Genomic DNA, 25,575 nt, shown 5'->3' on the forward strand with positions numbered 1-25,575 from the left:
GGCATTACTCGTTTCAGGGGAAAATCGCCACCCCGGCATGGTCCAAGCCCAAACTACACGATTGAGCCAGATGGGGAGGTGACGCTCAGTTTGCCTTTTTCGCCGGCGGGCGCACCGCACCGTCCTTGATCAACCGGTCGATATGCATGCGGATATGGGCAGCCTCTGCCGCCGTGTTCGCAAGCGCTATGGCGCGGTCGAAGGCGACGCGCGCCTCGTCGCCCCGGTCGAGCTGCATCAAGAGGCCCCCCTTGAGCCCGAAAAAGTGGAAATAGCCGGAAAGCCGTTCTTCCAGCGGCTCGATCATGGCCAGCGCCTCCCCCGGTCCACGCACCTTCGAGACCGCGACGGCCCGGTTGAGCGTGACCACCGGCGACGGCTGCATCTGCTCCAGCAAGCGGTAGAGCAGGTCGATCTCGTTCCAGTCGGTATCCTCGGCCTTTTCGGCCCGCGCATGCAGCGCGGCAATCGCCGCCTGCACCTGGTAAGGGCCGGGCTTGCGATGGCGCAGCGCCTTGTCGACCAGTGCCAGCCCCTCATCGATCATCTTGCGGCTCCACAGGCTGCGATCCTGGTCTTCGAGCAGCACGATCTCGCCGCTCTCGTCGAAACGGGCCGGTGCGCGCGCATGCTGCAGAAGCAACAGCGCCGTCAGCCCCATGATCTCCGGCTCGGTCTGGAACAGCCGCAGCAACAGCCGTGCCAGCCGGATCGCCTCCTCGCACAGCGGTGCGCGCGCCGGCGCCTCGCCGCTGTTGGTCGAATAGCCCTCGTTGAAGACCAGGTAGACCATGGCGGCGACGGCGGCGAGCCGTTCCGAGCGCTCGACCGCGCCAGGCGTCTCGAACGGCACGCCGGCGTCCGCAATGCGCGCCTTGGCGCGAGTGATGCGCTGCTCCATGGCGCTTTCGCCAACCAGGAAGGCGCGCGCGATCTGCTTGACCGTGAGACCGGAGACGATGCGCAGCGCCACCGCGATCTGCTGCGTTGCCGGCAGATCGGGATGGCAGCAGATGAACAGCAGCCGCAATATGTCGTCGCGGTAGTGCGCCCCGTCCAGCCGCTCGGCGATATCGCTCTCGGCGTCTTCCAGATCGGAAACCTGGTCTTCCTCCGGCATCGGCGCCTGCTTGGCGCGCTTGCGCACCGCATCGATGCCGCTGTTGCGGCCGACGAAGATCAGCCAGGCCGCCGGGTCGCGCGGCGGCCCGTTCTGCGGCCAGTTCTTCAACGCCCTGAGGCACGCGTCCTGGAAAGCTTCCTCCGCCGTATCGAGATCGCGGAAATAACGCAGCAGCGCGCCCATCGCCTGCGGGCGGGCGGCGCTGATCGCGGAGCTGATCCAGGCCATTTCGGTCATGCGGAAACCGTTGTTGGGTTGAAGACCGAAACCGGCCGGATTTCATAGGAGCCGCCGCTCGGGTTGACCTCGGAAAGTTCGCGGGCGAACTCCACCGCCTCGTCGAGATCGGCGCATTCGAGCGTGTAGAAGCCGAGAAACTGTTCCTTGGTCTCGGCGAACGGCCCGTCGATGACGACCGATTCGCCTTTGACCTTCCTCAACGTCGTCGCGGCCGTGGTCGGCAGAAGCCGTGCCACCGGGCCGAGCCGACCAGCCTTGGCGTACTTGTCCTGAACGTCGAGGAGATTGGCCATGACCTCGTCGTCCTGTGCCTTGCTCCAGGAGCAGACGACATCTTCGGAGGCATAGCAGAGGATTGCGTAGAGCATGGCTGGTCCTTTTCTCTGTCAAAGGACGAAACAGTAAGACCGATCCCGACATGACGTCGATAAAAAAATCCAGATGTGACGGATTTGGCCACCGTCGGCCGCGTCGGTCAGCTTTCTCCCAGTTTCAGCCATCGCAGCACGAGAGCTTCCTCGTCATCGAGACCGGCAATCGCCCGTTTGCGCTTGTTGGCCTGCGCCATTTCATCCAGCAACCGGCCCTCGGACCACGCTTCGAAGACCCGCGGATGGATATAGCATTTGCGGCAGACGGCACGCGTATTGCCCAGCCGTTCGGCAACCTTGTCGATGACGCTGTTCATCGCCCTGTTTCGCTGCGCCTGGCTTTGCGGCAGTTCCGTTTGCGCAAACAGCGACGCGGCGTGAATGGTGCCGCCCCAGGTGCGGAAATGCTTCGAACTGAAGGCGTCACCGACCGCCTCACGGATATAGCGGTTGACGTCCTCGGAGCGGACCGGCCGCCTGTCGCCGTCCTCATCGAGATACTGGAACAGCTTCTGGCCTGGCAGGTCCTGCGCGCCACGCACAATCCTGGCGATGCGGCGGTCGGCCAGCTTCAGCTTCCACTCCTTGCCCGACTTGCCCTTGAAGGCAAAGCGCAAGCTTGAACCGACAATATCGACATGCCGGTCGCGCAACGTGGTCAGCCCGAAACTCTTGTTGTCGCGGGCGTAGGCGGCATTGCCGACGCGGATCATCGTGTTGTCGAGCAGCCAGACAACCGCGGCGACGACCCGCTCGAACGGCAAGCCACGACGGCGCAGATCGCTATCGACCCTGTGCCGCAGGTCCGGCAGGCTCTCGGCGAATGCGACAAGGCTCGAATATTTGGCACCATCGCGCTCTTCGGCCCATTGCGGATGATAACGATATTGCTTGCGTCCCCGCTGGTCCCTGCCGGTTGCCTGGATATGGCCGTCCGCGTCGGGCGAAATCCACACATCCGTCCAGGCCGGCGGAATGACGATCGCCTCGATGCGGGCCTTGGTGGCGTCCGAAACCGTCCGTCCGTCCGGTCCCTTGTAGGAAAACCCCTTGCCTGTCTTCAGCCGCCGGATACCAGGCTCGGCATCGCTGACATAACTAAGCGACGCATGATCGGCCGAGCTTTGTGCCCCGTTTTTGAACACGCCATCTGGCGATACAGCGTCCTCGCCAGCCGGTCGGCCGGGCGACATTCCGGATTTCTGCAACATGTCGGCTCCACGCGAATTCCGTAGATAAGCCACTGGCCGATCGCTGGTTCCACGCGCCGTCCGAAAACGGTGTCGAGCCTGCCTTCAGGCTTTCTCGAGCACAACCGGAATGACATCGACAGCCTGCTCGCCGACCTGTCCCCCCGTGGTCTTGAGCACGCCGACGATCGGCGCCACGTCCGAATAGTCGCGGCCGTAGCCGACGGTGATATGGTCGTTGCTGGCCCGCATGCCGTTGGTTGGATCGAATTCCTGCCAGCCTGCGTCGCGCCCGCACCAGACCTTGACCCAGGCATGCATGGCATCGGCGCCTTCCAGCCGGGGCTTGCCCTTCGGCGGGATGGTGCGCAGGAAGCCGCTGACATAGCCAGCGGGAATGCCGAGCCCGCGCAGGCCGGCGATCATGATATGCGAAAAGTCCTGGCAGACACCGCGCTTCAGCCTGAAGGCATCGCTGGCCCGGGTCCGCACCGTCGTCGCCTCGCCGTCATAGGTGAAATCACGATGAATGCGATGGCACAGGTTCATGGCCGTGCTGGCGGCGGAACCGGCGATGCTGCTGCGTGCGTAGGCAGTGATCGCATCGTCGATGCCGGCATGGGTGCTGGCCGTCAGGAAATGGTGCGGTGCATCAGGTGCCAGAGACGGCACCGCGGCGAGCTCCTGCCTGAGCCGGGCGATATCGGGCGACACGTCGAGCCCGGGCTCGGGCCGAGACACCGACACGCGGGCGCTCATCCTGATGTCGAGCGCATCATGCGCATCGCGAAAGGCGATCGAGGTGACGTTGTTGCCGAAGAAATCGGAAAAGTCGGAACGCTCGTTGGGCGCCGGCGCAAAGGACAGTGATGCGGCGATGACGCGCTGCACGCCTGATATCGTCGACGGCAGCACGCGCACCTGATGACGACCGCCGCCGGCAGCGGAAGCGTAATCATAGTGGAGATGAAGCCTGATATCGTAGAGCATGATTTATCCGAAATAGGCTTTGGCGAGGCTGTTGTAGAGGCCGCCGATTTCGTGGGCGAGCTCGTCCAGCGCCTTTGCCGTCATATCCGAAGGCTCCTTGATGGCGATCTGGGTGTTGAGCTGCAGGATTTCCTTCGCCGCCGGCGACATTTGCCCCTCCCCGCCGAGCGACGGCAACAGGCCGATTTCGGCCTTCAGCCTTTCGAGCTGGAACAGGATGGAGCGCGGGTTAAGCGGATCGAGCGCCAGCAGGTCGATCACCGTGCGCCGGCCGGCCTGCACCGGATATTGGCGGCGATGGGTCATCACGCTGTCGCCGATCTCCAGCATCATGTCGAGCGCGCCGTCCGGCGCCTTGGCGCTGGTCAGCCGCGACAGCGTGCGGGAGATCTGGATGCCGCGCTCCAGCCGGCGGCCGATCTCGAGGAAGCGCCAGCCGGCGAAGCGGTACATGTTCTCGTGCAGCAGGCCGGAAAAGCCAGCGAGCTTACGCAGGATGACTGTCATCGCCCGGGTCGCGTCGTCGCCGGGCGCGACCGTCGTTGCGAACTGATGGATGGTTTTCGACAGGTCCTTCAGCGCCAGCCAGCCGTCGGGCGAGAAGCGGTCGCGAATCTGCCCGGCGCTGTAGACCGCGCTATCCAGCGTGCCGATCAGCCCTGACGGGATCGCCGTCTCGACGTCGATGCCGAAAGGTTCGAGATAATCCCTGATGTCGGCGAGCAGCGGCATGTCCGGGTCGGACGTTTCGGCGAGCCGCACATGGTAGGCGCGCAGGATGCGCACCGTGTCTTCCGAGCGCTCGATATAGCGGCCGAGCCAGGTCAGGTTCTCCGCCGCGCGACTGGGCAGGCTGCCGGGCCTGGTGCGGCTGAAACTGTCGCCTTCCTGCGGCAGCAGCGTCTCGCGCTCCACCGGTTTGTCGCTGACAACCCAGACATCCGCCGCCTGGCCGCCACGCTGCATGGCGATCGCCGTCGGGTCGAGCGACAGGCCGATGCGGGCAAAACCGCCCGGCATCACCGTCCAGCCCTCCGGCGTTCGCGCCAGGTAGACGCGCAGGCTCGCTGGCCGCGGCTCCAGCCACCCGCCGACATAGACGGGCGTCGTCGAAAGCGTCACCGCTTCCTGGCCGACAAAATCGCCGCCATCGCGTTCGATGCGCGCCACCAGCTCCGCCCGCTCTCCGGCCGACAGCGCCGAGCCGAGCTTCGTTGAATCGTCATCCTCGAAGGCAAGTCTCGTCGACAGCGCCGGCCCGATCACCATGCGATCGATGTTGGCCAGCACATGCGCGCGTTCGGTTGCTTGCCCGCACCACCATGTCGCGACGCTTGGCAGCAGCAATTCCTCGCCCCGCAAGGCCCGTGAAATCTTGGGCAGGAAGGCGAGCAGCGCACGCGTCTCCATCAGGCCGGAGCCAAGCGCATTGACGGTAGCAACCGCGCCCTGGCGGATCGCCTCGACCAGGCCCGGCGTGCCGATCTGCGAATCCGGGCGCAGTTCGAGCGGATCGGCGAAGGCGGCATCGAGCCGCCGCCACAACACGCTGATCGGCATCAGGCCGGAAACCGTGCGTACCATGAGCCGGCCGCCTGAAACGGTCAAATCCTCGCCTTCGAGCAGCATGATGCCAAGGTAGCGGGCGATGTAGGCGTGTTCGTAATAGGTTTCGTTGAGCGGCCCCGGCGTGAGGATGGCGACGCGGCCGTCGGTCTCCTTGGCCATGCCGATCAGCGCGTCGCGAAAACGGCGGAAAAAGCCGGCAAGGCGGTGCACATGCATCTCGCCATAGATGTCGGACAGCGCGCGTGTGGTGGCGACGCGGTTTTCCAGTGCGAAACCGGCGCCGGACGGCGCCTGCGTGCGATCACCAAGCACCCACCACTGGCCGTCAGGTCCACGGCCGAGCTCGAAGGCGCAGAAATGCAGGAAGTGGCCGCCGGCCGGCTTGGTGCCGACGACAGGCCGTAAATATTCGGGGCTGGCGGCGATCAATCCCGCCGGCAGGATGCCTTTTTCGACCAGCCGGTTCGGCCCGTATATATCGGCGATGGTTTCCTCGAACAGTTCGGCGCGCTGCACCAGGCCGGCGCTGATCGCCGCCCACTCGCTCTCTTCGATGAGAACCGGGACATGCGCCAGCGGCCATTCGCGTTCATTGGCGCCGGCCTTATCATAGACGCGGTAATAAACGCCGGCATCGCGCAGATACTGGTCGGCGCGGGCAAAGCGCTGGCCGAGCTTTTCAGCACCGAGTTCCTCGAGCGCCTCGACAAAATGCTTCCAGGCCGGGCGAGGATTGCCCGATGCATCGACCATCTCGTCGACGACGCCGTCGATGGGCTGGTAGTGCTCCAGCAGGCTGTGGGTCTGCGGCTTGCCGCGTCCCCTCTTGTGATTCCCCTTTGCCATCGCTGATCAGAGTCTTGCCGGCCGCCGAAGGTCAAGGGTCATCGGGAAATCTTCCGCCGGTTGTTCTTCACGGATCACATAGGCGGATGGCGTATGACCACGCGGTTCGAAGCGGGCGAGCCGCCGAGCTTCCGCCTCGTTGCCATTGACCGGAAAGGTATCGTAATTGCGCCCGCCGGGATGGGCGACATGGTAGACGCAGCCGCCGACCGCTCGGCCCGACCAGCGATCATAGATGTCGAAGACCAGCGGCGTGTTGACCAGCAGCGCCGGGTGCAGGCCCGATGCCGGCTGCCAGGCCTTGAAGCGCACGCCTGCCACCGCCACTTCGCGATTGTCAGTGACCTTCATCGGCACGATGCGGCCGTTGCAGACGACTGCGTGGCGCTCCGGGTTCAGCCCTTCGGTCTTGACCTGCAGCCGTTCGACCGAGGAATCGACGAAGCGCACGGTGCCGCCGATCGCGCCTTGCTCGCCCATGACATGCCACGGCTCCAGCGCCTGGCGCAGTTCCAGCTTGATGCCGGCATGCTGAACCTCGCCGCAGAACGGAAAGCGGAATTCGAGCTGGGCATCGAACCATTCGGGACGGAACTCAAAACCGTTGAGCTTGAGGTCGTCGAGCACGTCGAGAAAATCGGCCCAGACATGATGCGGCAGCATGAAGCGGTCATGCAGCGATGTGCCCCAACGCACGAAACGGCCGTCGAGCGGGCTCTTCCAGGCACGGGCAATGATAGCGCGGACCAAAAGTTGCTGCGCGAGGCTCATGCGCGCATTGGGCGGCATCTCGAAGCCGCGGAATTCGACCAGCCCCAGCCGGCCGGTCGGTCCGTCGGGCGAGAACAGCTTGTCGATGCAGATTTCCGAACGATGCGTATTCCCGGTGACGTCGGTCAACAAATTGCGGAACAGCCGGTCGACCAGCCATGGCAAGGGTGCGTTGCCCTGGTCTGGATGCGGCACCTGCGCCATAGCGATCTCAAGCTCGTAGAGCGAGTCGTGACGCGCTTCGTCGAAGCGTGGCGCCTGGCTGGTCGGCCCGATGAACAGGCCGGAGAACAGGTAGGACAGCGACGGATGGCGCTGCCATTGCAGCACCAGGCTCTTCAGCAGGTCCGGCCTTCGCAGGAACGGGCTGTCATTGGGTGTCGCACCGCCGACCACGACATGGTTGCCGCCGCCGGTGCCGGTGTGGCGGCCATCGATCATGAACTTGTCTGCGCCAAGCCGTGTCTGCCGCGCCTCCTCGTAGATCGCCGTCGTCGTCGCCACGCAATCCTGCCAGTTGGAAGCAGGATGGATGTTGACCTCGATGACGCCTGGGTCAGGCGCGACGCGGATGACGTTGAGGCGCGGATCGTGCGGCGGGCCATAGCCTTCGATGTGCACGGGAAGGCCTATCGCCTTCGCCGCGTTCTCGGCCGCCGCGACCAGTTCGAGATAGTCTTCCAGCGCCTCGACCGGCGGCATGAACACGCAAAGCCGGCCATCGCGCGGTTCGACCGAAAGTGCGGTGCGCACCGCGCCGCCGATCTCGGTGATCTCCTGCTCGACCCGCTCCTGCTGGCCGGTCGCAGCGGTGAACGATGCCGCCTGCTGGCGGCGCGCCATCTCGTCGGCGCCTTCCAGTTCGGCTGGAGCCGGTCCGGCCAGTATGGCTTCACGCGCGGGCAGCGGGCCGCGTGGCAGTGACGGATCGACCGGCACGATATAAGGGAATTGCTCCGGCGGCACATAGGGCAACGTGCCGAGCGGCAGCCGGTAGCCGACCGGTGAATCGCCTGGCACCAGGAACAGCCGGCCACGCCGCGTCTTCCATTTTTCCGAACGCCAGCGCGGATCCGATGCCTGGCTGTTCCAGCGCTGGACGGGGAGCACATAGCCGGACGGTTTGGTCAGCCCGCGCTCGAACACTTTCGCCATGCGGCTGCGTTCTTCCGGATCCTCCAGCCTGGAGTTGGACGGATCGACATTGTCGGGCAGCTTGCCTTCCTTGAGCAGCCATTCGGCCGGATCCTCATAGGCTTCGCTGACCATGGCTTTGTCGATGCCGAGCTCGCCGGCAATCGCGGTGAGCAGGCTTTCGGCCTGCTTCGGGCCGATATCGGCCTCGCTCTTTTCGCGTGCGATCAGCGACGGATCGCTCCACACCGGCTGGCCGTCGGCACGCCAGTAGAGCGAAAAGGTCCAGCGCGGCAGGCTTTCGCCCGGATACCATTTGCCCTGGCCGTAATGGAGAAAGCCGCCCGGCGCAAAGCGCTCGCGCAGTTTACGGATCAGTTCGTCGGCCTTTTCGCGCTTGGTGGGACCGACGGCGGCGGTGTTCCATTCGGCCGACTCGAAATCGTCGATCGACACGAAAGTCGGCTCGCCGCCCATGGTGAGCCGCACGTCCCCGGCGGCAAGTGCTTTATCGACCTTGTTGCCCAGAGCGTCGAGCGCCTGCCAGCTTTCGTCCGAAAATGGCTTGGTGATGCGCGGATGTTCGGCGATGCGGTCGACCCGCATCTCGAAGCCGAATTCGACATTGGCGAAGCTCGCCATGCCGGAAATCGGGGCCGCGTTGCGGAAATGCGGCGTGGCGGCCAGCGGCACATGGCTCTCGCCGGTGAGCAGGCCCGAGGTCGGATCGAAGCCGATCCAGCCGGCGCCGGGAAGATAGACCTCGCACCACGCATGCAGATCGGTGAAGTCGACGGCGGTTCCGGCTGGACCGTCCAGCGCCACCAGATCGGGCTTCAACTGGACCAGATAGCCGGAAACGAAGCGCGCCGCGATGCCTAGATTGCGCAGGATCTGCACCAGCAGCCAGCTCGAATCCCGGCACGATCCCTTTTTCGCGGCCAAGGTCTCTTCCGGCGAGAACACACCGGTTTCCATGCGCACGATATAGGCGATCTCGCGCTGCAGCCGCGCGTTGAGATCGACCAGGAAATTGACGGTGTTGGCAGCGCTGCGATCGATGGTCTTCAGCAGCGCCGACAGCAGCGGTCCCGCCGGCTCCGGAGTGCGATAGATGGCGAGATCGTCGCGTATCTCTTCCGGATACTCGAACGGAAACGCCTCGGCCGACGGCTCGACGAAGAAATCGAACGGATTGTAGACCGTCATGTCGGCGACGAGGTCAACCTCGATCTTCAACTCCGTCACCGGCTCCGGAAAGACGAAGCGGGCGAGGAAATTGCCGTAAGGATCCTGCTGCAGATTGACGAAGTGGTTCGCCGGCTCGACCTTGAGCGAATGGCTCAGCACCTTGGTACGGGAATGCGGCGCCGGCTGCAGCCGGATGATCTGGGGCCCGAGAACCACCGGCCGGTCGTATTTGTAATGGGTCAGGTGGTAGACGGCTGCCAGAATTGCCATGGGGCCCCGGAATTCAGCGTTTCAAACGATTTCGCTGAACCCTGACACATCTGGCGGCCATTCTCCAAGCAGAGATGTTGCGGTGCACCTAATTTAAGCAACGGTTACCGGCTCAGAAAAATGCCTGCAACCCCGTCTGCGCCCTTCCCAGGATCAGCGCATGCACGTCATGCGTGCCTTCATAGGTGTTGACCGTCTCCAGGTTCTGCGCGTGGCGCATGACGTGGTAGCCGATCTGGATGCCGTTGCCGCCATGCATGTCGCGGGCCTGGCGGGCGATGTCCAGCGCCTTGCCGCAATTGTTGCGCTTGACGATCGAGATCATTTCCGGCGCCATCTTGCCTTCATCCAGCAGCCGCCCGACGCGCAAGGACGCCTGCAATCCCAACGCAATTTCGGTCTGCATGTCGGCAAGCTTCTTCTGGTAGAGCTGCGTGCCGGCCAGCGGCTTGCCGAACTGCTTGCGGTCGAGACCGTATTGGCGGGCGCGGTGCCAGCAATCCTCGGCGGCGCCCATCGAGCCCCAGGAAATGCCGAAGCGAGCCCGGTTGAGGCATCCGAACGGTCCGCCAAGGCCCTTTGCGTTGGGCAGCAGCGCGTCCTCGCCGACCTCGACGCCTTCCATCACCACTTCGCCGGTGATCGACGCCCGCAGCGACAGCTTGCCGCCGATCTTCGGCGCCGAAAGCCCTTTCATGCCCTTTTCCAGCACGAATCCACGGATCTCGTCCTTGCCGTTCTCGCCCTTCAGCTTCGCCCAGACGACGAACACATCGGCGACGGGCGCGTTGGAAATCCACATCTTCGAACCGGACAGCTTGTAGCCGTTGGCGGTCCTCTCGGCGCGCGTCTTCATACCGCCCGGGTCGGAGCCTGCATCCGGCTCGGTCAGGCCGAAACAGCCGATCCACTCGCCGCTGGCGAGCTTGGGCAGGTACTTCTTGCGCTGTTCGTCCGAGCCATAGGCATAGATCGGATACATCACCAGCGACGACTGCACTGACATCATCGACCGATAGCCGGAATCGACGCGCTCTACTTCGCGTGCGACCAGCCCATAGGTGACGTAGTTCGCGCCAAGCCCGCCGAATTCTTCAGGGATGTTGATGCCGAGCAGGCCGGCCTCGCCCATTTCACGGAAGATCGCGGTGTCGAAGGTCTCGTTGAGGTAGGCGTCCTCGATCCGCGGCGCCAGTCTGTCGGCGGCGAAGGCGGCCGCCCCGTCGCGCACCATGCGCTCGTCTTCCGAAAGCTGGCCCTCGATCAGGAACGGGTCTTCCCAGACGAATGCGTTCTTGTCGGCGGCCATGACGTTCTCCCAAACCAATGCATGTCGCTCAAAACGATGACACGCATGAAGCAAAATGTTGGCCCGTTCTATCGGCCTGTGCCTCGAAAAAATCAAACGAAATTGATTCACTGATCAATGAGCATTAGGAATGGATCATGAGTGTCCAGCGCCGCCTTTTGCCCAACATCAGCGCCCTTGCCGCCTTCGAGGCTGTAGCCCGGCTCGGCAGTTTCACCGCCGCCGCCCAGGAGCTCGATCTGACCCAGGGCGCGGTCAGCCGCCAGATCAGGTTACTGGAAGATCAGTTCGGCCGCCGGCTGTTCGAACGCGACAGCCGCAATGTCAGGCTGTCGGCATCGGGCGAGATCTACGCCGAGGCGGTTCGTTCAGCACTTGGGCAATTGCGTGACGCAGCCCTTGGATTGATGAGCAATCGGCATAGTGGCATGCTGAACCTTGCCATTTTGCCGACCTTCGGCACGCGCTGGCTGATGCCGATGATCCCCGATTTCGTCGAAAACAATCCCGATATCACCATCAACTTCGTCACCCGCGTCGGCCGCTTCGACTTCGCCAGGGAGAGGCTGGATGCCGCCATCCACTACGGCCTGCCGGACTGGCCGGAGGCCGACTCGACACTGTTGGTGCGCGAAACCGTGGCGCCGGTCGTGTCGCCCGAATTCCTCGCCGGCCGCGCCATCGCCTCACCGGCCGATATCGGCCGCCTGCCGCTGCTGCACATGGCGACGCGTCCTGGCGCCTGGACCGAATGGTTCGAGCATCAGGGCCTGAGCGCGCCGACCGGACCCGGCATGCAGTTCGAACAGTTCGGCACCGCCGCCCAGGCCTGCATGGCGGGGCTCGGTGTGGCGCTGCTGCCGTTGATCCTTATTGCAGGCGAATTGCAGCGCGGCCAGCTGGTGCCGGCGCCAGGCCAGCCCATGCAAAGCCGCAGTGCCTACTATCTCGTCGTCCCGCACGACAAGCGCGGCCATCCGCCGGTCGCCAGTTTTCGCGACTGGCTGCTGGGTCAGGTCGCACGTCAAATTTGACTTGGCCGGTTTATCAAAAATTGATAATATTGGATAAAGCGAAAGGAGAGACCATGCCTGCAAGCTACAGCATCGGCACCCGCTATGAGACATTCGTTCGCGAGTTGGTGGAAAGCGGCCGCTATGCCAGCGCCAGTGAGGTTATGCGCGATAGCCTGCGCCTGCTGGAAGAGCGCGAAGAACAGCGCAAGGCAAAGCTTGCTGCGTTGCGCGCGGATATCCGCAAAGGCGTGGAAAGCGGCCCAGGTATCCCTGCCGAAGAGGTATTTCAGCGGCTGGAAGCAAAATACCGCGGCGGAAAGCCGTGAACTATGGCGGTCATATTTGCGCCAGCCGCCGCGCAGGACGTCGAAGAGATCAGCGACTACATCCATGCTGAAAATCCGGCTGCGGGTCGGCGCTTCATTGCCGCGCTCAGGGAACGCTGTAGCCGCATTGCAGACGTGCCGCATGGCGGCGTCCCCCGCCCGACCCTATGGCCCGGCCTGCGCTCCTTTGCATTTCATCGCTATGTTATTTTCTACACCACCGACGGCGATGAGGTGCGTGTCGAGCGCGTCTTGCATGGTGCCCGCGACATCCCAACTATTCTTGAGGGAGGACAGCCACTCAATGGCTCTTGAACTCCACGCCTCCCTGTCTCGTTGGGCTGGAACACTCATAGGGCTCGTCGCAGAATAGCTACTTTCGCTTCAGCGCATCCGCCAAAGCAGCACCGAACGCTCCCTGTTGCGCCGGCCGCTCCGGCTGGCGTTGCTGGGGTGCCGGCGAACGTGGTGCCGGCCTGCCGCCACCATTGTCGCGCGGTCCGCTGCGCGGAGCACCACCCTCGCCGCTATCCTTGCGCATGGAAAGCGCGATGCGCTTGCGCTTGATGTCGACATCGACGACGCGCACCTTCACCACGTCGCCGGCCTTCACCACCTCATGCGCATCCTTGATGAACCGATCGGCCAGCTGCGAGACATGCACCAGCCCGTCCTGATGCACGCCGATATCGACGAAGGCGCCGAAGGCGGCCACGTTGGTGACCGTGCCTTCCAGCAGCATGCCGGGCTTCAGATCCTTGATGTCGTCGATGCCGTCGGCGAAGGTCGCCGTCTTGAAGCCTGGGCGCGGGTCGCGGCCGGGCTTTTCCAGCTCCGCCAGGATATCGCGCACCGTCGGCAAGCCGAAACGCTCGTCGACGAAGACGCGTGGGTCGAGTGCCTTGAGCGCGGCACTATCGCCCATCAACGACCGCACATCGCGCCCGCAGGCAGCGACGATCTTCTTCGCCACGCCATAGGCCTCCGGATGCACCGACGAGGCGTCGAGCGGCTCGCTGCCATTGGCAATGCGCAGGAAGCCGGCGGATTGTTCGAAGGCCCGAGGTCCGAGCCGCGGCACCTTGAGCAGGTCCTTCCGGCTGGCGAAGGGCCCGGTCGCATCGCGATGCGCAACGATCGCGTCGGCCAGCGATGCGCCCAGACCTGAAACGCGCGCCAAAAGCGGCGCCGAGGCAGTGTTGAGATCGACGCCGACGGCATTGACCGCGTCCTCGACCACCGCTTCCAGCGAGCGGCCGAGCCGGTACTGGTCGACATCGTGCTGGTACTGGCCGACGCCGATCGATTTGGGCTCGATCTTGACCAGTTCGGCCAGCGGATCCTGCAGCCGCCGGGCGATCGACACGGCGCCGCGCAACGACACATCGAGACCGGGGAATTCCGCCGCCGCCGTTGCCGATGCCGAATAGACAGAGGCGCCGGCCTCGCTGACGATCACTTTCAGTGGCTTGGGGCCAGCGTCCGCCGGCATGTCGGACAGCATGTCGGCCACCAGCTTTTCGGTCTCGCGGCTGCCGGTGCCGTTGCCGATCGAAATCAGCTCGACCTTGTGCAGGCGGATGAGCTTGGCGAGTTCCGCCTGCGTGCCACGCACATCGTTTCTGGGCGGAAATGGATAGACCGTCGTCGTTGTCAGCACCTTGCCAGTGCCGTCGACCACCGCCACCTTGACGCCGGTGCGGATGCCGGGGTCGAGCCCCATCGTGGCGCGCGAGCCGGCGGGAGCGGCCAGCAGTAGATCCTTGAGGTTGCGGGCAAAGACGTGGATCGCTTCCTCCTCCGCCCGCTCGCGCAGATCGCGCATCAAATCGAGCGTCAGGTGCAGCGACAGTTTTATACGCCAGGTCCAGCCCGCCACCTCCATCAGCCATCTGTCACCCGGAAGGCTGCCGCCGATGGCATAGGCATTGGCGATCATCCGCTCGACCGGCTTCACCGGTGAGGTGTCATCGGCATCGACCTCGATGTCGAGCGACAGCACTTCCTCGTTGCGGCCGCGCAGCATCGCCAGCGCGCGATGGCTCGGCACATTTGCCCAACGCTCGACATGGTCGAAATAATCGGAGAATTTCGCGCCGGCCTCCTGCTTGCCGTCGACCACCCTGGCGCGCATGAAGGCGCGCTCCTTCATGTAGCTGCGCAATTTGCCGACCAGATCGGCATTCTCGGCGAATTGTTCCGACAGGATGTCGCGCGCGCCCTCGAGCGCCGCCTTGGTATCGGCCACCTCTTCGTTGACATAGGCCAGCGCCAGTTCGGCAGGCACCAATGAGCGGTTCGCCAAGATGGCTTCGGCCAGCGGCCCCAGCCCGCGCTCCCTGGCGATCTCGGCCTTGGTCCGGCGTTTGGGCTTGTAGGGCAGGTAGATGTCCTCAAGCTCCGCCTTGGTGGTGGCGGCGATGATCTTGCCTTCAAGCTCCTCGGTCAGCTTGCCCTGTTCGCGGATCGAGCCAAGGATGGTGTCGCGGCGCGCGTCGAGCTCGCGCAGATAGGCAAGGCGTTCGGCAAGATCGCGCAATTGCGTGTCGTCGAGCCCGCCGGTGACTTCCTTGCGGTAGCGCGCCACGAACGGCACTGTCGCGCCCTCATCGAGCAGTTCGATCGCCGCGGCCGCCTGTTCGGGCCGCGCGCTGATCTCGGCCGCGATGATGGCTGCAATGCGCTTGATGTCGGATGCCATGTCGTTCCTGCTCTCATCCAAAGAGCGGCGACCATAGGCGCAGACGTCCGGCCCGCCAACCGCCGCGCTTCGATCAGCCCGGCGGTCCACAGGAAAGCGTGCGCCAATGTGGCGATCGCGGCGCGCCTAGATCAGCCGGCTCAGCGCCTCGAAGAACGCGACGATCTCGATATCGAGCGGATCGTCGACAGGCTCCGGCTGCGACGACATCTTGGCGATCACCACTTCGGTCCTGGGATCGACATACAGCCACTGGCCATGAATACCGATGCCGCAATAGGCGCCGTTCTCGTGTCCAGTCTGGTACCATTTGTTCCGGTAACGGCCCTTGGGAAACAGTGGCAGCATCGCGCCGCGCTGCCAGGCGTCCGCACTGCCGCCAGTGCTGGTCGTGTCGCGCACCCAGGCTTCCGGTACGATGCGGCGGCCATTGGCCATGCCACCTTGCCGCATCATCTCGCCGACACGCGCCAGGTCGCGCGGCGTCACCGAAATGCCGCCGGCCGTGCGCGCCGTGCCTTCCATGTCGACGCCGATCGAGGCTTCGCTGACAGCGCCGAGCGGCAGCCACAGCTTCTCGCGCATCAGGTCGGTGAACCGCTGGCCCGACGCACGCTCGAGCAGCAGGCCGAGCAGGTCGGAATTCGGCGAGCGGTAGCGGAAGGTCTGGCCATGCGGCTCTGCAAGGCGTTGCAGGGTCAGGATGAATTCGCGCAGGCTCTCCGTGCCGCCGCCCGGATTCCACAGCGTGGCACGGCGATAGCGGGCGAAAGCACTTTCCGGATCGAGATAGGCTTCCTCGAAATCGAGACTGACGCTCATATCGAGCACATGCCGCACGCTCGCATCGCCATAGGCCGAGCCGGCGGCTTCGGGGATGTAGGCCGTCACCGGCGCTTCCGGGTCGAACATCCCCTCGCCTTCTAGTATGCCGGCAATGATGGCGGTCAGCGACTTGCTGATCGAAAAGATGATGTGGCGGGCGCCGAAATCCATATGCGGCGCGAACCAGTCGCCGACGATCCTGCCGCCTTTCATCACCGTCAGTGCGTCGGTGCTCGAACGTGCGAGAAAATCAGCCACCGTCTCCGGTGTGCCGGCGATCGTGACCTTCTCGCCGAGCAGGCCGCCCATATCGCGCACGGGGGTTTCGACAACGCCCGACGTCGCCGCCACCCGGGCGGTCGGCACCAGTTCGCCGAGATTCTGGAACGACCACCGGTTGAACGGGTTCTCGCGCCAATTGGCGAGCACGACCTGGTTGCGCCGGAAGCCATAGCGGGTTTCGAACACGGTTTTGCCGGTCATGGCGTTTCCTTCCGGGTCGTTTCTTCTTTGTGGAGGCTCAGCGAAGTGCCGTGGCGATAGCGTGCACGGCTTTCAGCGTCGCTATGGAATAGGCACCATTGGCGAAATCCGGCCAGGTCGAAAGCTTCACCACGACCATTCCGGTGTTCCAGTCGATATGGATCATCTGACCGAACACGCCGCGGCACATCAGTGCGCGCGAGCGCGGGTCCTCGATCCAGAACTGGTTGCGATAGCTGCCCTCCGGCAGGCTGGGGCTGAAGTCCGGCCCATGCCTGCCGTTGCGCGTGTCCTCGACCCAGCCGGCCGGCACGACGCCGCCACCATTGTCGAGGATCAATTGGCCGAAGCGGCCATAATCGCGCAACGTTGCATTGAAGCCGCCATCGGCCACCGCATAGCCGGCGCTGTCGACGGTGAAGCAGGCGCTTTCGTCGGCGCCGAGCTTTTGCCAGAGCTCTTCCGAAACCAGCTGCGGCAGCCGTTTGCCTGTCACCCGCTCCATGATGAAGGCGAGCACATCGGTCTCGATCGAGCGGTATTCGAATTGAGCCCCGTGCGGGCGGATCGTGTCCTTCAAGCCCAGGATCAGCTCGAACATGTGCGAGGGCCAGCGAAAATCCGGATCGCTGCCCGGCGGCACCGGCTTCCAGCCGGTGGCGACATCGACCTGGCCGATGTCGGAATAGCGGTCGGTATATTCCTCGGAGAAAACACGCCGCTCGTCATGTCGAGCACATGCTGCACATTGGCGCCGGCCCAGCCGGTGGCGCCGAGCTCCGGCAAATAATCCGTGACCGGCCTGGCCGGATCGATCAGGCGGCGCCCGACCAGTATGCCGAATACCGAACCGGTGACGGACTTGGCCATCGACTGCGACAGGTGCAGCGTGCGCTCACCCATGCCGTTGAAATAGCGCTCATAGGCTATCTTGCCGTCCTTGAGCACCAGAAAACCGTCCGTATAGGTCTCGTCGAGCAGCCCGGCGAGTGTCGTCGGCTTGCCCTCGCTGTCCTCGACCGCCAGCCCGTCAAGATCGACCTCGGCGCGTTCGAGACGGCGGCGATGGCCGTTGCCGCGCCAGACTTCGGCGGTCGGCAGAATTTCACGGATGTGCTGGAACGCCCAGCGGTTCCATGGCGGCCGGTCCCAGTCGAGCTTCGGCGGCACCATGGCGGGCGGCGAGCCCTGCATGATCGGCGGCCGCGGATCGCTGTTGCGATAGGAGTCCATGAAAGGCCATTCCCGGAAAAGAAAAGACCCGGCGGCATGTGCCGCCGGGTCTCTCATGCAGCGATTACTTCTGCAGTTCGGTCCAGATCTTGGTGTAGAGTTCCTGCGTTTCCGGCGGGCACATCTTCTGGAATTCGCCTTTCGGCTTGGCATCGGCCGGAATGACGACTTCCGGCGCATCCTTCATGTCCGCCGGCATGTATTTGTCCGAGCCGGTGATGGCGTTGGCATAGCGGTGGAAGGCCGAGAGGCCCGCCGCGTTTTCCGGATCCATGATGAAGTTCTGGAACAGCTTGGCATTGTCGACGTTCTTGGCTTCCTTCAGAACGACGACGTTGTCGCTCCACAGGCCGAAGCCTTCCTTCGGATAGTTGTAGTGGATAGCCGGATTGGCCAGCCGCTGGCGCAGCGCCGAGCCGTTCCAGTCGCTGGTCGCCTTGAAATCGCCGGCGCCCATCTTCTCGATGGTGTTGTATTCCATCGCGATCCAGTTCGGCTTGGCCGCCACCAGAAGGTCGCGCACCTTCTTCAGCACCGCCTTGTCGTCGGTGCACTGCTGGCCGCCGACATATTTGATCGCCGCGAAGATGACGTCGCCCATCTCCGGAACGACGTTGACCTTGCCCTTTAGCTCGTCTGGCGTGTTGAAGACGATGCCCCAGCTGTCGGCCGGACCCTTGTAGGCATCGGTGTTGACGACGACGCCGATCGTGCCCCAGGCCCACGGCACCGAATATTTGCGGCCCGGATCGAACTCGGGATTGGCCCATTCCGGCGCGACGTTCTTGAAGTTCTCCATCTTGCCCGGATCGGTCTCGAGCAGGAGACCTTCCTTGATCCAGATCGGCACATAGGTCTGCGACGGCACCGCGATGTCGAAGCCGGTGCCGCCCTGGCGAACCTTGGCCAGCGCGGTGTCGTTGGAATCGTAATCGGTGATGGTCACCTTGACGTTGTATTTGGCTTCGAACTTCTTGATCACGTCGGGGCTGGTGTAGTTGCCCCAATTGTAGATGTTGAGCACGCCGTCGGCGCGGGCCAGGCCCGTCGAGGCGAGCAACGCCAACCCCATGGCGGTTGCTGTTGTCTTCCAGTTCATGGTTTTAACTCCCATTTTTCGGTTCAGTCTCGTTTCCTGCTGACGAAGAAAAACAACGTGACGATGGCAACCGAGAGCAGCAGGAAGGCGGTCGATATCGCGTTGATCTCGGGTGTGATGCCGCGGCGGATCTGGCCGAGCATGTAGGTGGGCAGCGTGTCCTGGCCGCCCGATTTGACGAACTCGGTGATGACGACGTCGTCGAGCGAGATGACGAAGGCCAGCATCAGCCCGGCCAGGATGCCGGGCCACAGGAGCGGCAGCGTGATGCGCCGGAACGTCTTCCAGGGCGTCGCGTAGAGGTCGGCTGCGGCACGCTCCAGCGTCAGGTCCATATTCTCAAGCCGCGCCCGGATCGGCAAATAGGCAAAGGGAATGCAGAACGCCGTGTGCGCGGCGACCAGATAGCCGATGCCGGAATAGCCGGTGAAGATCTTGATGCGCGAGAAGAAGATCAGCAGCGCCACGCCGGTGACGATCTCGGGCACCATCAGCGGCTGGTTGATCGCCGCATACTTGAAGGTGAGGCCGGGATAGGACGCGGTGCGGGTGGTGGCGAGCGCCGCCATGGTGGCAAAGATCGTGGAGAGCACCGCCGCGATGGAACCGATCTGGAAGGAACGCAGCGTGGCATCGACGACCTGCGTGTTCTGCCATGCCGACTGGAACCATTTCAGCGAAAAGCCGCCCCATTCGGAGGTCGAGCTCGCCGCGTTGAAGGCATAGATGACCAGCACAATGATCGGCAGATACAGCACGATAAAGCAGGTCGCGGCGATCGCGCTGAATCCTGGCTGGTGCTTGATGGAAAAGTTCTTAGCCATGACGCACCCCCGACTTGCCGGCATTGCGCACATAGGCAAGCAGCGCCACCATGACGATGATCATGACGGCGATCGACAGCGCCGAGCCGAGTGGCCAGTTGCGGCCCTGCCCGAACTGCAATTCGATCAGGTTGGACAGCATCATGTTCTTGCCGCCGCCAAGCACGCTCGGTGTCACATAGGCGCCAAGCGCTGGAATGAAGACCAGGATGGAGCCGGCGATGACGCCCGGCTTGACCATCGGAAAGATAATCCGCCGCAGCACCTGGAAGCGCGTGGCGTAAAGGTCGTAGCCCGCCTCGACCAGCCGGAAATCCAGCTTTTCCATGCTGGCGTAGATCGGCAGCACCATCAGCGGCAGGTAGACATAGGCCATGCCGATCAGGATCGCCGTGTCGGTGTAGAGGATCTGGATCGGCGCCGAGATGATGCCGAGCTTGAGCAGCATTGTGTTGATGATGCCTTCGTTGCGGATGATCTGCAGCACTGCGAAGGTGCGGATCAAAAGGTTGGTCCAGAACGGAATGGTGATCAGGAACAGCCAGAGATCGCGGGTCTTTTCGCTGCGCGTCGCCATGAAATAGGCGGTCGGGAAACCAAGCACCAAGGTGGCGATCGTCGTCACCACCGAGAGCTTGATCGAGCGCAGGAAGATGGTGACGTGGGCGGCGGCGATCGAAAGCGTGTCGTCGAAGATATCGCGTTCCAGAAACACCGCTATCCAGGCTTCCGGCGAGAACTGCCACTTCACGTCGCCATAGGAGCCTGGCGTCAGGAACGAGTACACGAGCACGATCAGCAAAGGGCCGGTCGCGGCGAGGAAAATGACCAGCAGCGCTGGTGCTGACAAAAGCCAGCGGTCACGGACATCGCGCCGCTCCGCTGCCTTGGCGACTTCTTCCGCGGTCGCCATCGTCAGTCCTTCAGGACCTGGGCGGCATCGCTGCCGATGAGGATCCCGACCGCGTCGCCCTTCTCGAAACCGCAGCCCGCGCTGCGCGTGTTCTGCTGGCGTACGGTGAAGAGTTCGCCGCTGTCGAGATGAACATGGATGTGGGTGTCGGTACCGAAATAGACGATATTATCGACCCTCCCCGACAGTTCGCCCTTGGCCTTGGTCAGCTTGGCGTGTTCAGGCCGAACCACGACCGTGGCATTGGGCTTGGGCTGGAAACCCTGGGCCACGGTCGCCTCGATGGTCGCACCGGACTTGAGCGTGGCGCGCGCCTTGCCGTTGGCCATCTCGCTGATGGCGGCCGTCAGGAAGTTGGTTTCACCGATAAAGTCGGCGACGAAGCGTTCGGCCGGCTTGTCGTAGATATCCCAGGGCGAACCGACCTGGAGGATCTTGCCCGATGACATGACCGCGATGCGGTCGGACATGGTCAGCGCTTCTTCCTGGTCGTGGGTGACGAAGATGAAGGTGATGCCGGTCTCGTGCTGCAGCCGCTTCAACTCGATCTGCATCTCCTTGCGCAGCTTGTAGTCGAGCGCCGACAGTGGCTCGTCGAGCAAAAGCACCTTCGGCTGCGGTGCCAAGGCGCGGGCCAAGGCCACGCGCTGCTGCTGGCCGCCGGAGATCTGGCTGGTGCGACGACCGGCGAGTGCCTCCATCTTGACCAGCTTCAGCATCTCGGCGACGCGCGCCTTGATCTCGGCCTTCGGCTTACCCAGCATTTCCAGGCCAAAGCCGATATTGTCGGCGACCGTCATGTGCGGGAACAGCGCATAGGATTGGAAAACGGTGTTGACCGGCCGTTTGAAGGGTGGCAGCGGCGCGATGTCCTGGCCGTAGAGCAGGATTTCACCGGCGGTTGGAAAATCGAAGCCGGCGATCAGCCTGAGCAACGTCGTCTTGCCGCAGCCGGATGGCCCCAGCAACGTGAAGAATTCGTTCTCGCGGATAGATACCGAGACCGTGTCGAGGGCAGCCACCTGCCCCTCACCTGATCCGAAAATTTTGCTGACGTTTACTACTTCAATCGCATTCCGATCCGGTTTGTCCGGCACGATTACGCCTCACTGTTGACCCCGCTCTTGCTGGCGGAGCTCTTCCCCTGTTCGATGTGACCACATGGCCGGTGGGTTGGCAAGCCCGGCATTGGGTCACAGTTCAGTCAGTCATTGAGGCCTGCAAGCCCCATGCCATAGTCAGGCCTGATAGGTGATCTTGCCGCCGCAAATCGTCGTCACCGGCCGCACCTTGTGCAGATCGGCCGGGGCGGTGTTCTCGATATCCATCGACAAAACCACCAGATCGGCCATGTAGCCCGATCTCAGCGTACCCTTGCGGTGCTCGGCGAATTCGGCGTAGGCGCCCTCGATCGTGTAACCGGCGATCGCTTCATGCAGCGAGAAACTCTGGTCCGGGTCGCTTTCTGCCCATGGTTTGCGCAACACTGCCGCCTGAATGCCCAGGATCGGATCGATCGGCGACACCGGCCAATCGGATGCGAAGACGACATGCGCGCCGGCATCCTTCAAGGTCCGCCAGGCATAGCTCAGCGGCCAGCGTGCCGGCCCGATGCGCGACACCGTCGGCTCCAGCGGAAAATCCATGGCGCCGGGCGGATGCGGCGGTTGCATGGAAGCAATGACGCCGAGTTCTGCGAAACGCGGCACATCCGATGTGGTGGTGACCTCGATGTGCTCGACCCGGTGACGGCTGTCGCGCTTGCCGTTCGCCTTCTGCGCCGCCTCATAACCGTCCAGCACCGCGCGCACCGCGCCGTCGCCGATCGAGTGCACGGCGATCTGCAGCCCGCGCCTGTCGGCCGCGACGGCCAGATCGATGAATTGTTGCGGCGTGAACAGCGGCTCGCCCACCCAGTCGGGCCGGTCGGCGTATGGCTCGACCATGACAGCTGTCCAGGAGTCGAGCACCCCGTCGTAGAACACCTTGACCATGCCCGACGACAGCCATTCGCTGTTGTAGCTTTCGGCCATATCAGATGCCTTGTCGAGCATGTCGAGCGTCATGAAATTCTTGTAGTGGAACGGGATCTTGACGCGGCAGGGCAAGCCTTCCTCGGCTTCGATCTCGGCCAGCAGCTCAAGCTGATAGAGGTTGCCGTCCATGTTCTGGATCGAGGTGATGCCGTGGCGGGCGCACCAGGCGAGCCCGCGCCGCATGATGTCGCGGTCGGCGTCCCGCTCGGCCGCCGTCGGCATCGGGTCCGGCTCGCCGCCGGTCGACAGCCCCAGCCGCACCCGGCTTTCGCCGGCAAGGTCGAGCACCGGGCCAAAGGCCTCGCCTTCGCGCAATTCGCCGGCGGCCAGTCCATCGTCACCCATGACAATCTCATTGCCAGGGCCGAGCGTGCGCCCCTGCAGGATGCCGGCCATTTCCAACGCCTGGGTGTTGGCCCACATGGTGTGATGGTCGGGCGCCGCCATGCAGAACGGACGATCGGGCAAAATGGCGTCGAGGTGATGGCGCGTCACGCGCTCGCTGCCGAGCACGGTGTAGTCGACGCCTTGGCCGACCAGCATCTTCGCGTCGGGCCGGGTAGGCGCATAGTCGCGGATCGCCTTCTGCAGCGCCTCGAAGCCATGGATACCGGTGAGTTGAAGGTGGGCAAGTTCAGCCCCGCCCGAAAACAGATGCATGTGGGCTTCGATGAAACCCGGCAGGACGGAGCCGCCCTTGGCGTCGATTACCTTGGTGGCCGGTCCCTTGAACTCTTCGATGGAGGCGCGGCTGCCGATGGCGATGATTGCGCCGTCCTTGACGGCGACGGCCTCGGCGGTGGGATTGTCGTCGTCGATGGTCAGTACACGACCATTGATGACGATCAGATCCGCATTGTGACCTGCACCTGTGACAGACATCGCGACTCCGCGCTTTTGACGACTGACTGAGACCGACAACCTCTTGGCCAACGACCTGCCACTCCACCGGAGCGGCGCCATGGGACGAAAAGGAATGCCAGCGCGCTGTCTTGGAAATTCCCCTTGTCATCCCAAGAGGCAGCGTGGATAAAGAATGCGACTGATTATTCGCGTTTGTCAACATACCGAATCTGGAATGTATCGTGGACAGCAAGCTCCCACCATGTTGAGACCGGGCGGGGAACGAGGACATCGGACGGTGAAGCGCAGTCTCGACCGCAAAACCAGGATAGCGCTCGAACCGCGCAAACAGCCGCGGCAACAACGCTCCAGCAAGGTGGTCGACCGGATTCTCGACGCAGCGCTGGTCTTGACGCGGGAGCAAGGAACCAAAACGCCGACGACGCTCGCCATTGCGCAGCGCGCAGGCTTGTCGGTTGGTTCGATCTACCAATACTTTCCCAACAAGGAAGCCATTCTTCTGGACCTCGCCCGGCGCTGGCTGTCATCCTTTCCCGAGGTGATCGCCAAGCGTATCAAGGTCGCCCCGCCCACCAACCGTGAAGAGTTTCGGCAGGAAGTGCGCAAGCTCTTCATCGACACGTCCAGACTCTACCTCGAAAACGCCAGCCTGATGCCGGTGATCGAGGCCATTTCAGGCAACGCCGACCTCAGGCCGATCCAGAACGAATATGACGAGCAGATCATCGCGCTCTACGCCGCATGGCTGCAGCATGTGAACCCGGCGCTTGAAGACAAGATCGCCAGCCGGCTCGGCGTGCTGATGATGGACGTCGGGCACGCCTGCCGGCTTGTCGGGCTGAAAAGAGACCGCAAGACATACGACCTCATCGAGGACGATGTGGAAAGAATGTGGCTCGCTCTGGTGAGCCCTTATCTCAATCTTGAATCTTGACTGATTTCGCACTTCGAGAGGAATTTATGAAGACTGTTTTCTCCCCCCTTCACGCCGGCCATGCCGGTCAAATGGAATTGGTCACATCAGCCATCGTGCCGGGTTTCGAAAAGCCATCGAGGGCCGAATTCATCAAGGCACGGGTCGAAAGCGAGAAACTGGGTCCCATCATCGCGCCGCACGAACATGACCTCGCCGCCGCCAAGCGCATCCACAAATCAGACTATATCGACTTTCTCCCGATGGTCTGGCCGCAATGGCTGGAAGCAGGCCTCACAGGCACGGCGATGCCCTTCACCTGGCCGACGCGCGGCCTGCGCGGCGACGTGCCGCCAAAGCGCGTCGACGCGCTGCTCGGCTATTATTCCTTCGATGCCGGCGCCACTTTCGTCGAAGGCACGTGGGCCGCGATCAAGTCTTCCTACGACGTAGCGCTGACCGCCGCCGGCCTGCTCAAGGATGGCGAGGCTTCCGCCTTCGCGCTCTGCCGTCCGCCCGGCCACCATGCCGGGGCTGGCTTCATGGGCGGCTACTGCTACATCAACAACGCCGCCGTCGCCGCGCAATGGTTCCGCGACCACGGCGCCAAACGCATCTCGATCCTCGATGTCGACTACCATCACGGCAACGGTACGCAGGAGATCTTCTACGACCGTGCCGACGTCCAGGTGCTCAATCTGCATGGCGATCCGATGGTCGAGTACCCGTTCTTCCTCGGCCATGCCGACGAACGCGGCGCGGGTGCCGGCGAAGGCTTCAACATCAATTATCCGATGCCCTTCGGCACCGACTGGGATGCATGGAACGCCTCGCTCGAGGATGCCTGCGGCAGGCTCGCCGCTTATGCACCGGATGTCGTCATCGTCTCGCTGGGTGTCGATACGTTCGAGAAGGACCCGATCAGCCAGTTCAAGCTGAAGACGTCTGATTATCCCAAGATCGGCCGCCGCATCGCCAGGCTCGGCCTGCCGACGCTGTTCGTCATGGAAGGCGGCTATGCCGTCGAGGAGATCGGCATCAACGCGGTCGGCGTGCTGACCGGGTTCGAGGATCGGTAAATGCCTGTCGTCCAGGAGCATCTGGCGATTTTGGGACAACGACAGGCATAAGCAAAGGACCACCGGGACCGGGCGGCAACATCGCCCGGCTCCCACTATCGGGCCAAGGCACCAGTCTTCGGCACAGCAACCGGCGCGCCCGTCTGTCCAATGCTCCCGACCCTGGCGAAATCGACCAGCCGCCGAGGTGGCCGGCGAAGATTTTCGCGTCCCGGTCTTCTGTCCAGGGCGCGAAAACCGACTTGTGAGTCGCACATGA

Annotated in this window: 19 protein-coding genes and 1 pseudogene; 5 read left to right on the forward strand and 15 right to left on the reverse strand. The window is 63.4% G+C overall.

Going from position 1 to position 25,575, the window contains the following annotated elements:
* Positions 1–85: 85 nt before the first annotated feature.
* The 7 genes from A4R29_RS23495 to A4R29_RS23525 form a co-directional block, all read right to left on the reverse strand.
* Positions 86–1,360, reverse strand: coding sequence for an RNA polymerase sigma factor (locus A4R29_RS23495; RefSeq protein WP_013529830.1), 1,275 nt, complete (start codon positions 1,358–1,360; stop codon positions 86–88).
* The gene (locus A4R29_RS23500; RefSeq protein ID WP_013529829.1) at positions 1,357–1,731 is read right to left on the reverse strand and encodes a YciI family protein; all 375 of its coding nucleotides are present in this window, start codon (positions 1,729–1,731) and stop codon (positions 1,357–1,359) included. The genes A4R29_RS23495 and A4R29_RS23500 overlap by 4 nt, the downstream gene beginning before the upstream one ends.
* Before the next feature lie 107 nt (positions 1,732–1,838).
* Positions 1,839–2,945 carry a DNA topoisomerase IB gene (locus tag A4R29_RS23505; RefSeq protein ID WP_063168907.1) on the reverse strand — a complete coding sequence of 369 codons (1,107 nt, stop codon included), beginning with the start codon at positions 2,943–2,945 and terminating at the stop codon, positions 1,839–1,841.
* An 84-nt stretch (positions 2,946–3,029) separates the two neighbouring features.
* Positions 3,030–3,914, reverse strand: a complete 885-nt coding sequence (locus A4R29_RS23510; RefSeq protein ID WP_063172999.1) for a transglutaminase family protein — start codon at positions 3,912–3,914, stop codon at positions 3,030–3,032.
* A gap of 3 nt (positions 3,915–3,917) precedes the next feature.
* Entirely contained in the window at positions 3,918–6,329 is a 2,412-nt protein-coding gene (locus tag A4R29_RS23515) for a circularly permuted type 2 ATP-grasp protein (RefSeq protein ID WP_063173000.1), read from the reverse strand.
* Positions 6,330–6,335: 6 nt separating this feature from the next.
* Positions 6,336–9,695: a transglutaminase family protein gene (locus A4R29_RS23520; RefSeq protein WP_063173001.1), complete on the reverse strand. Its 3,360-nt coding sequence runs from the start codon at positions 9,693–9,695 to the stop codon at positions 6,336–6,338.
* A 112-nt stretch (positions 9,696–9,807) separates the two neighbouring features.
* Entirely contained in the window at positions 9,808–11,004 is a 1,197-nt protein-coding gene (locus tag A4R29_RS23525) for an acyl-CoA dehydrogenase (RefSeq protein WP_024502670.1), read from the reverse strand.
* 137 nt (positions 11,005–11,141) lie between these two features.
* Between A4R29_RS23525 and A4R29_RS23530 the strand changes: the two genes are divergently transcribed.
* The 3 genes from A4R29_RS23530 to A4R29_RS23540 are packed head-to-tail and all read left to right on the forward strand — an operon-like array spanning position 11,142 to position 12,661.
* Positions 11,142–12,038, forward strand: coding sequence for a LysR family transcriptional regulator (locus tag A4R29_RS23530; protein ID WP_063173002.1), 897 nt, complete (start codon positions 11,142–11,144; stop codon positions 12,036–12,038).
* 53 nt (positions 12,039–12,091) lie between these two features.
* Positions 12,092–12,346 carry a type II toxin-antitoxin system ParD family antitoxin gene (locus A4R29_RS23535; RefSeq protein WP_063173003.1) on the forward strand — a complete coding sequence of 85 codons (255 nt, stop codon included), beginning with the start codon at positions 12,092–12,094 and terminating at the stop codon, positions 12,344–12,346.
* Between the two features lie 3 nt (positions 12,347–12,349).
* Positions 12,350–12,661, forward strand: a complete 312-nt coding sequence (locus A4R29_RS23540; RefSeq protein WP_024502672.1) for a type II toxin-antitoxin system RelE/ParE family toxin — start codon at positions 12,350–12,352, stop codon at positions 12,659–12,661.
* A 58-nt stretch (positions 12,662–12,719) separates the two neighbouring features.
* On the opposite strand, the gene A4R29_RS23545 is transcribed toward A4R29_RS23540, so the two are convergent.
* The 8 genes and pseudogenes from A4R29_RS23545 to A4R29_RS23580 all read right to left on the reverse strand — a co-directional run bounded on the left by A4R29_RS23545 (position 12,720) and on the right by A4R29_RS23580 (position 23,342).
* Positions 12,720–15,047 (reverse strand): Tex family protein, encoded by a 2,328-nt coding sequence (locus A4R29_RS23545; protein ID WP_063173004.1) that lies wholly within the window; start codon positions 15,045–15,047, stop codon positions 12,720–12,722.
* A gap of 126 nt (positions 15,048–15,173) precedes the next feature.
* Positions 15,174–16,355 (reverse strand): serine hydrolase domain-containing protein, encoded by a 1,182-nt coding sequence (locus tag A4R29_RS23550; RefSeq protein ID WP_063173005.1) that lies wholly within the window; start codon positions 16,353–16,355, stop codon positions 15,174–15,176.
* A 37-nt stretch (positions 16,356–16,392) separates the two neighbouring features.
* Positions 16,393–17,588: pseudogene (locus tag A4R29_RS23555) on the reverse strand (serine hydrolase domain-containing protein).
* A 64-nt stretch (positions 17,589–17,652) separates the two neighbouring features.
* The gene (locus A4R29_RS23560) at positions 17,653–18,687 is read right to left on the reverse strand and encodes an ABC transporter substrate-binding protein (RefSeq protein ID WP_027161445.1); all 1,035 of its coding nucleotides are present in this window, start codon (positions 18,685–18,687) and stop codon (positions 17,653–17,655) included.
* 23 nt (positions 18,688–18,710) lie between these two features.
* Positions 18,711–19,511, reverse strand: a complete 801-nt coding sequence (locus A4R29_RS23565; protein WP_013529816.1) for an ABC transporter permease — start codon at positions 19,509–19,511, stop codon at positions 18,711–18,713.
* Positions 19,504–20,424, reverse strand: coding sequence for an ABC transporter permease (locus A4R29_RS23570; RefSeq protein ID WP_013529815.1), 921 nt, complete (start codon positions 20,422–20,424; stop codon positions 19,504–19,506). The genes A4R29_RS23565 and A4R29_RS23570 overlap by 8 nt, the downstream gene beginning before the upstream one ends.
* A 2-nt stretch (positions 20,425–20,426) precedes the next feature.
* Complete coding sequence (locus A4R29_RS23575) at positions 20,427–21,521, reverse strand: ABC transporter ATP-binding protein (RefSeq protein WP_013529814.1); 1,095 nt, start codon at positions 21,519–21,521, stop codon at positions 20,427–20,429.
* A gap of 141 nt (positions 21,522–21,662) precedes the next feature.
* On the reverse strand, positions 21,663–23,342 hold the full coding sequence (locus A4R29_RS23580) for an amidohydrolase (RefSeq protein WP_063173006.1): 1,680 nt from the start codon (positions 23,340–23,342) through the stop codon (positions 21,663–21,665).
* A 154-nt stretch (positions 23,343–23,496) separates the two neighbouring features.
* On the opposite strand from A4R29_RS23580, the gene A4R29_RS23585 reads away from it, so the two are divergent.
* Both A4R29_RS23585 and A4R29_RS23590 read left to right on the forward strand, forming a co-directional pair.
* Positions 23,497–24,258, forward strand: coding sequence for a TetR/AcrR family transcriptional regulator (locus A4R29_RS23585; protein WP_244506862.1), 762 nt, complete (start codon positions 23,497–23,499; stop codon positions 24,256–24,258).
* A gap of 26 nt (positions 24,259–24,284) precedes the next feature.
* On the forward strand, positions 24,285–25,316 hold the full coding sequence (locus A4R29_RS23590) for a histone deacetylase family protein (RefSeq protein WP_013529811.1): 1,032 nt from the start codon (positions 24,285–24,287) through the stop codon (positions 25,314–25,316).
* The last annotated feature ends 259 nt before the right edge of the window (positions 25,317–25,575 follow it).

The sequence above is a fragment of the Mesorhizobium ciceri biovar biserrulae genome, assembly GCF_001618845.1.
GTDB classification, from domain to species: Bacteria; Pseudomonadota; Alphaproteobacteria; order Rhizobiales; family Rhizobiaceae; genus Mesorhizobium; species Mesorhizobium ciceri.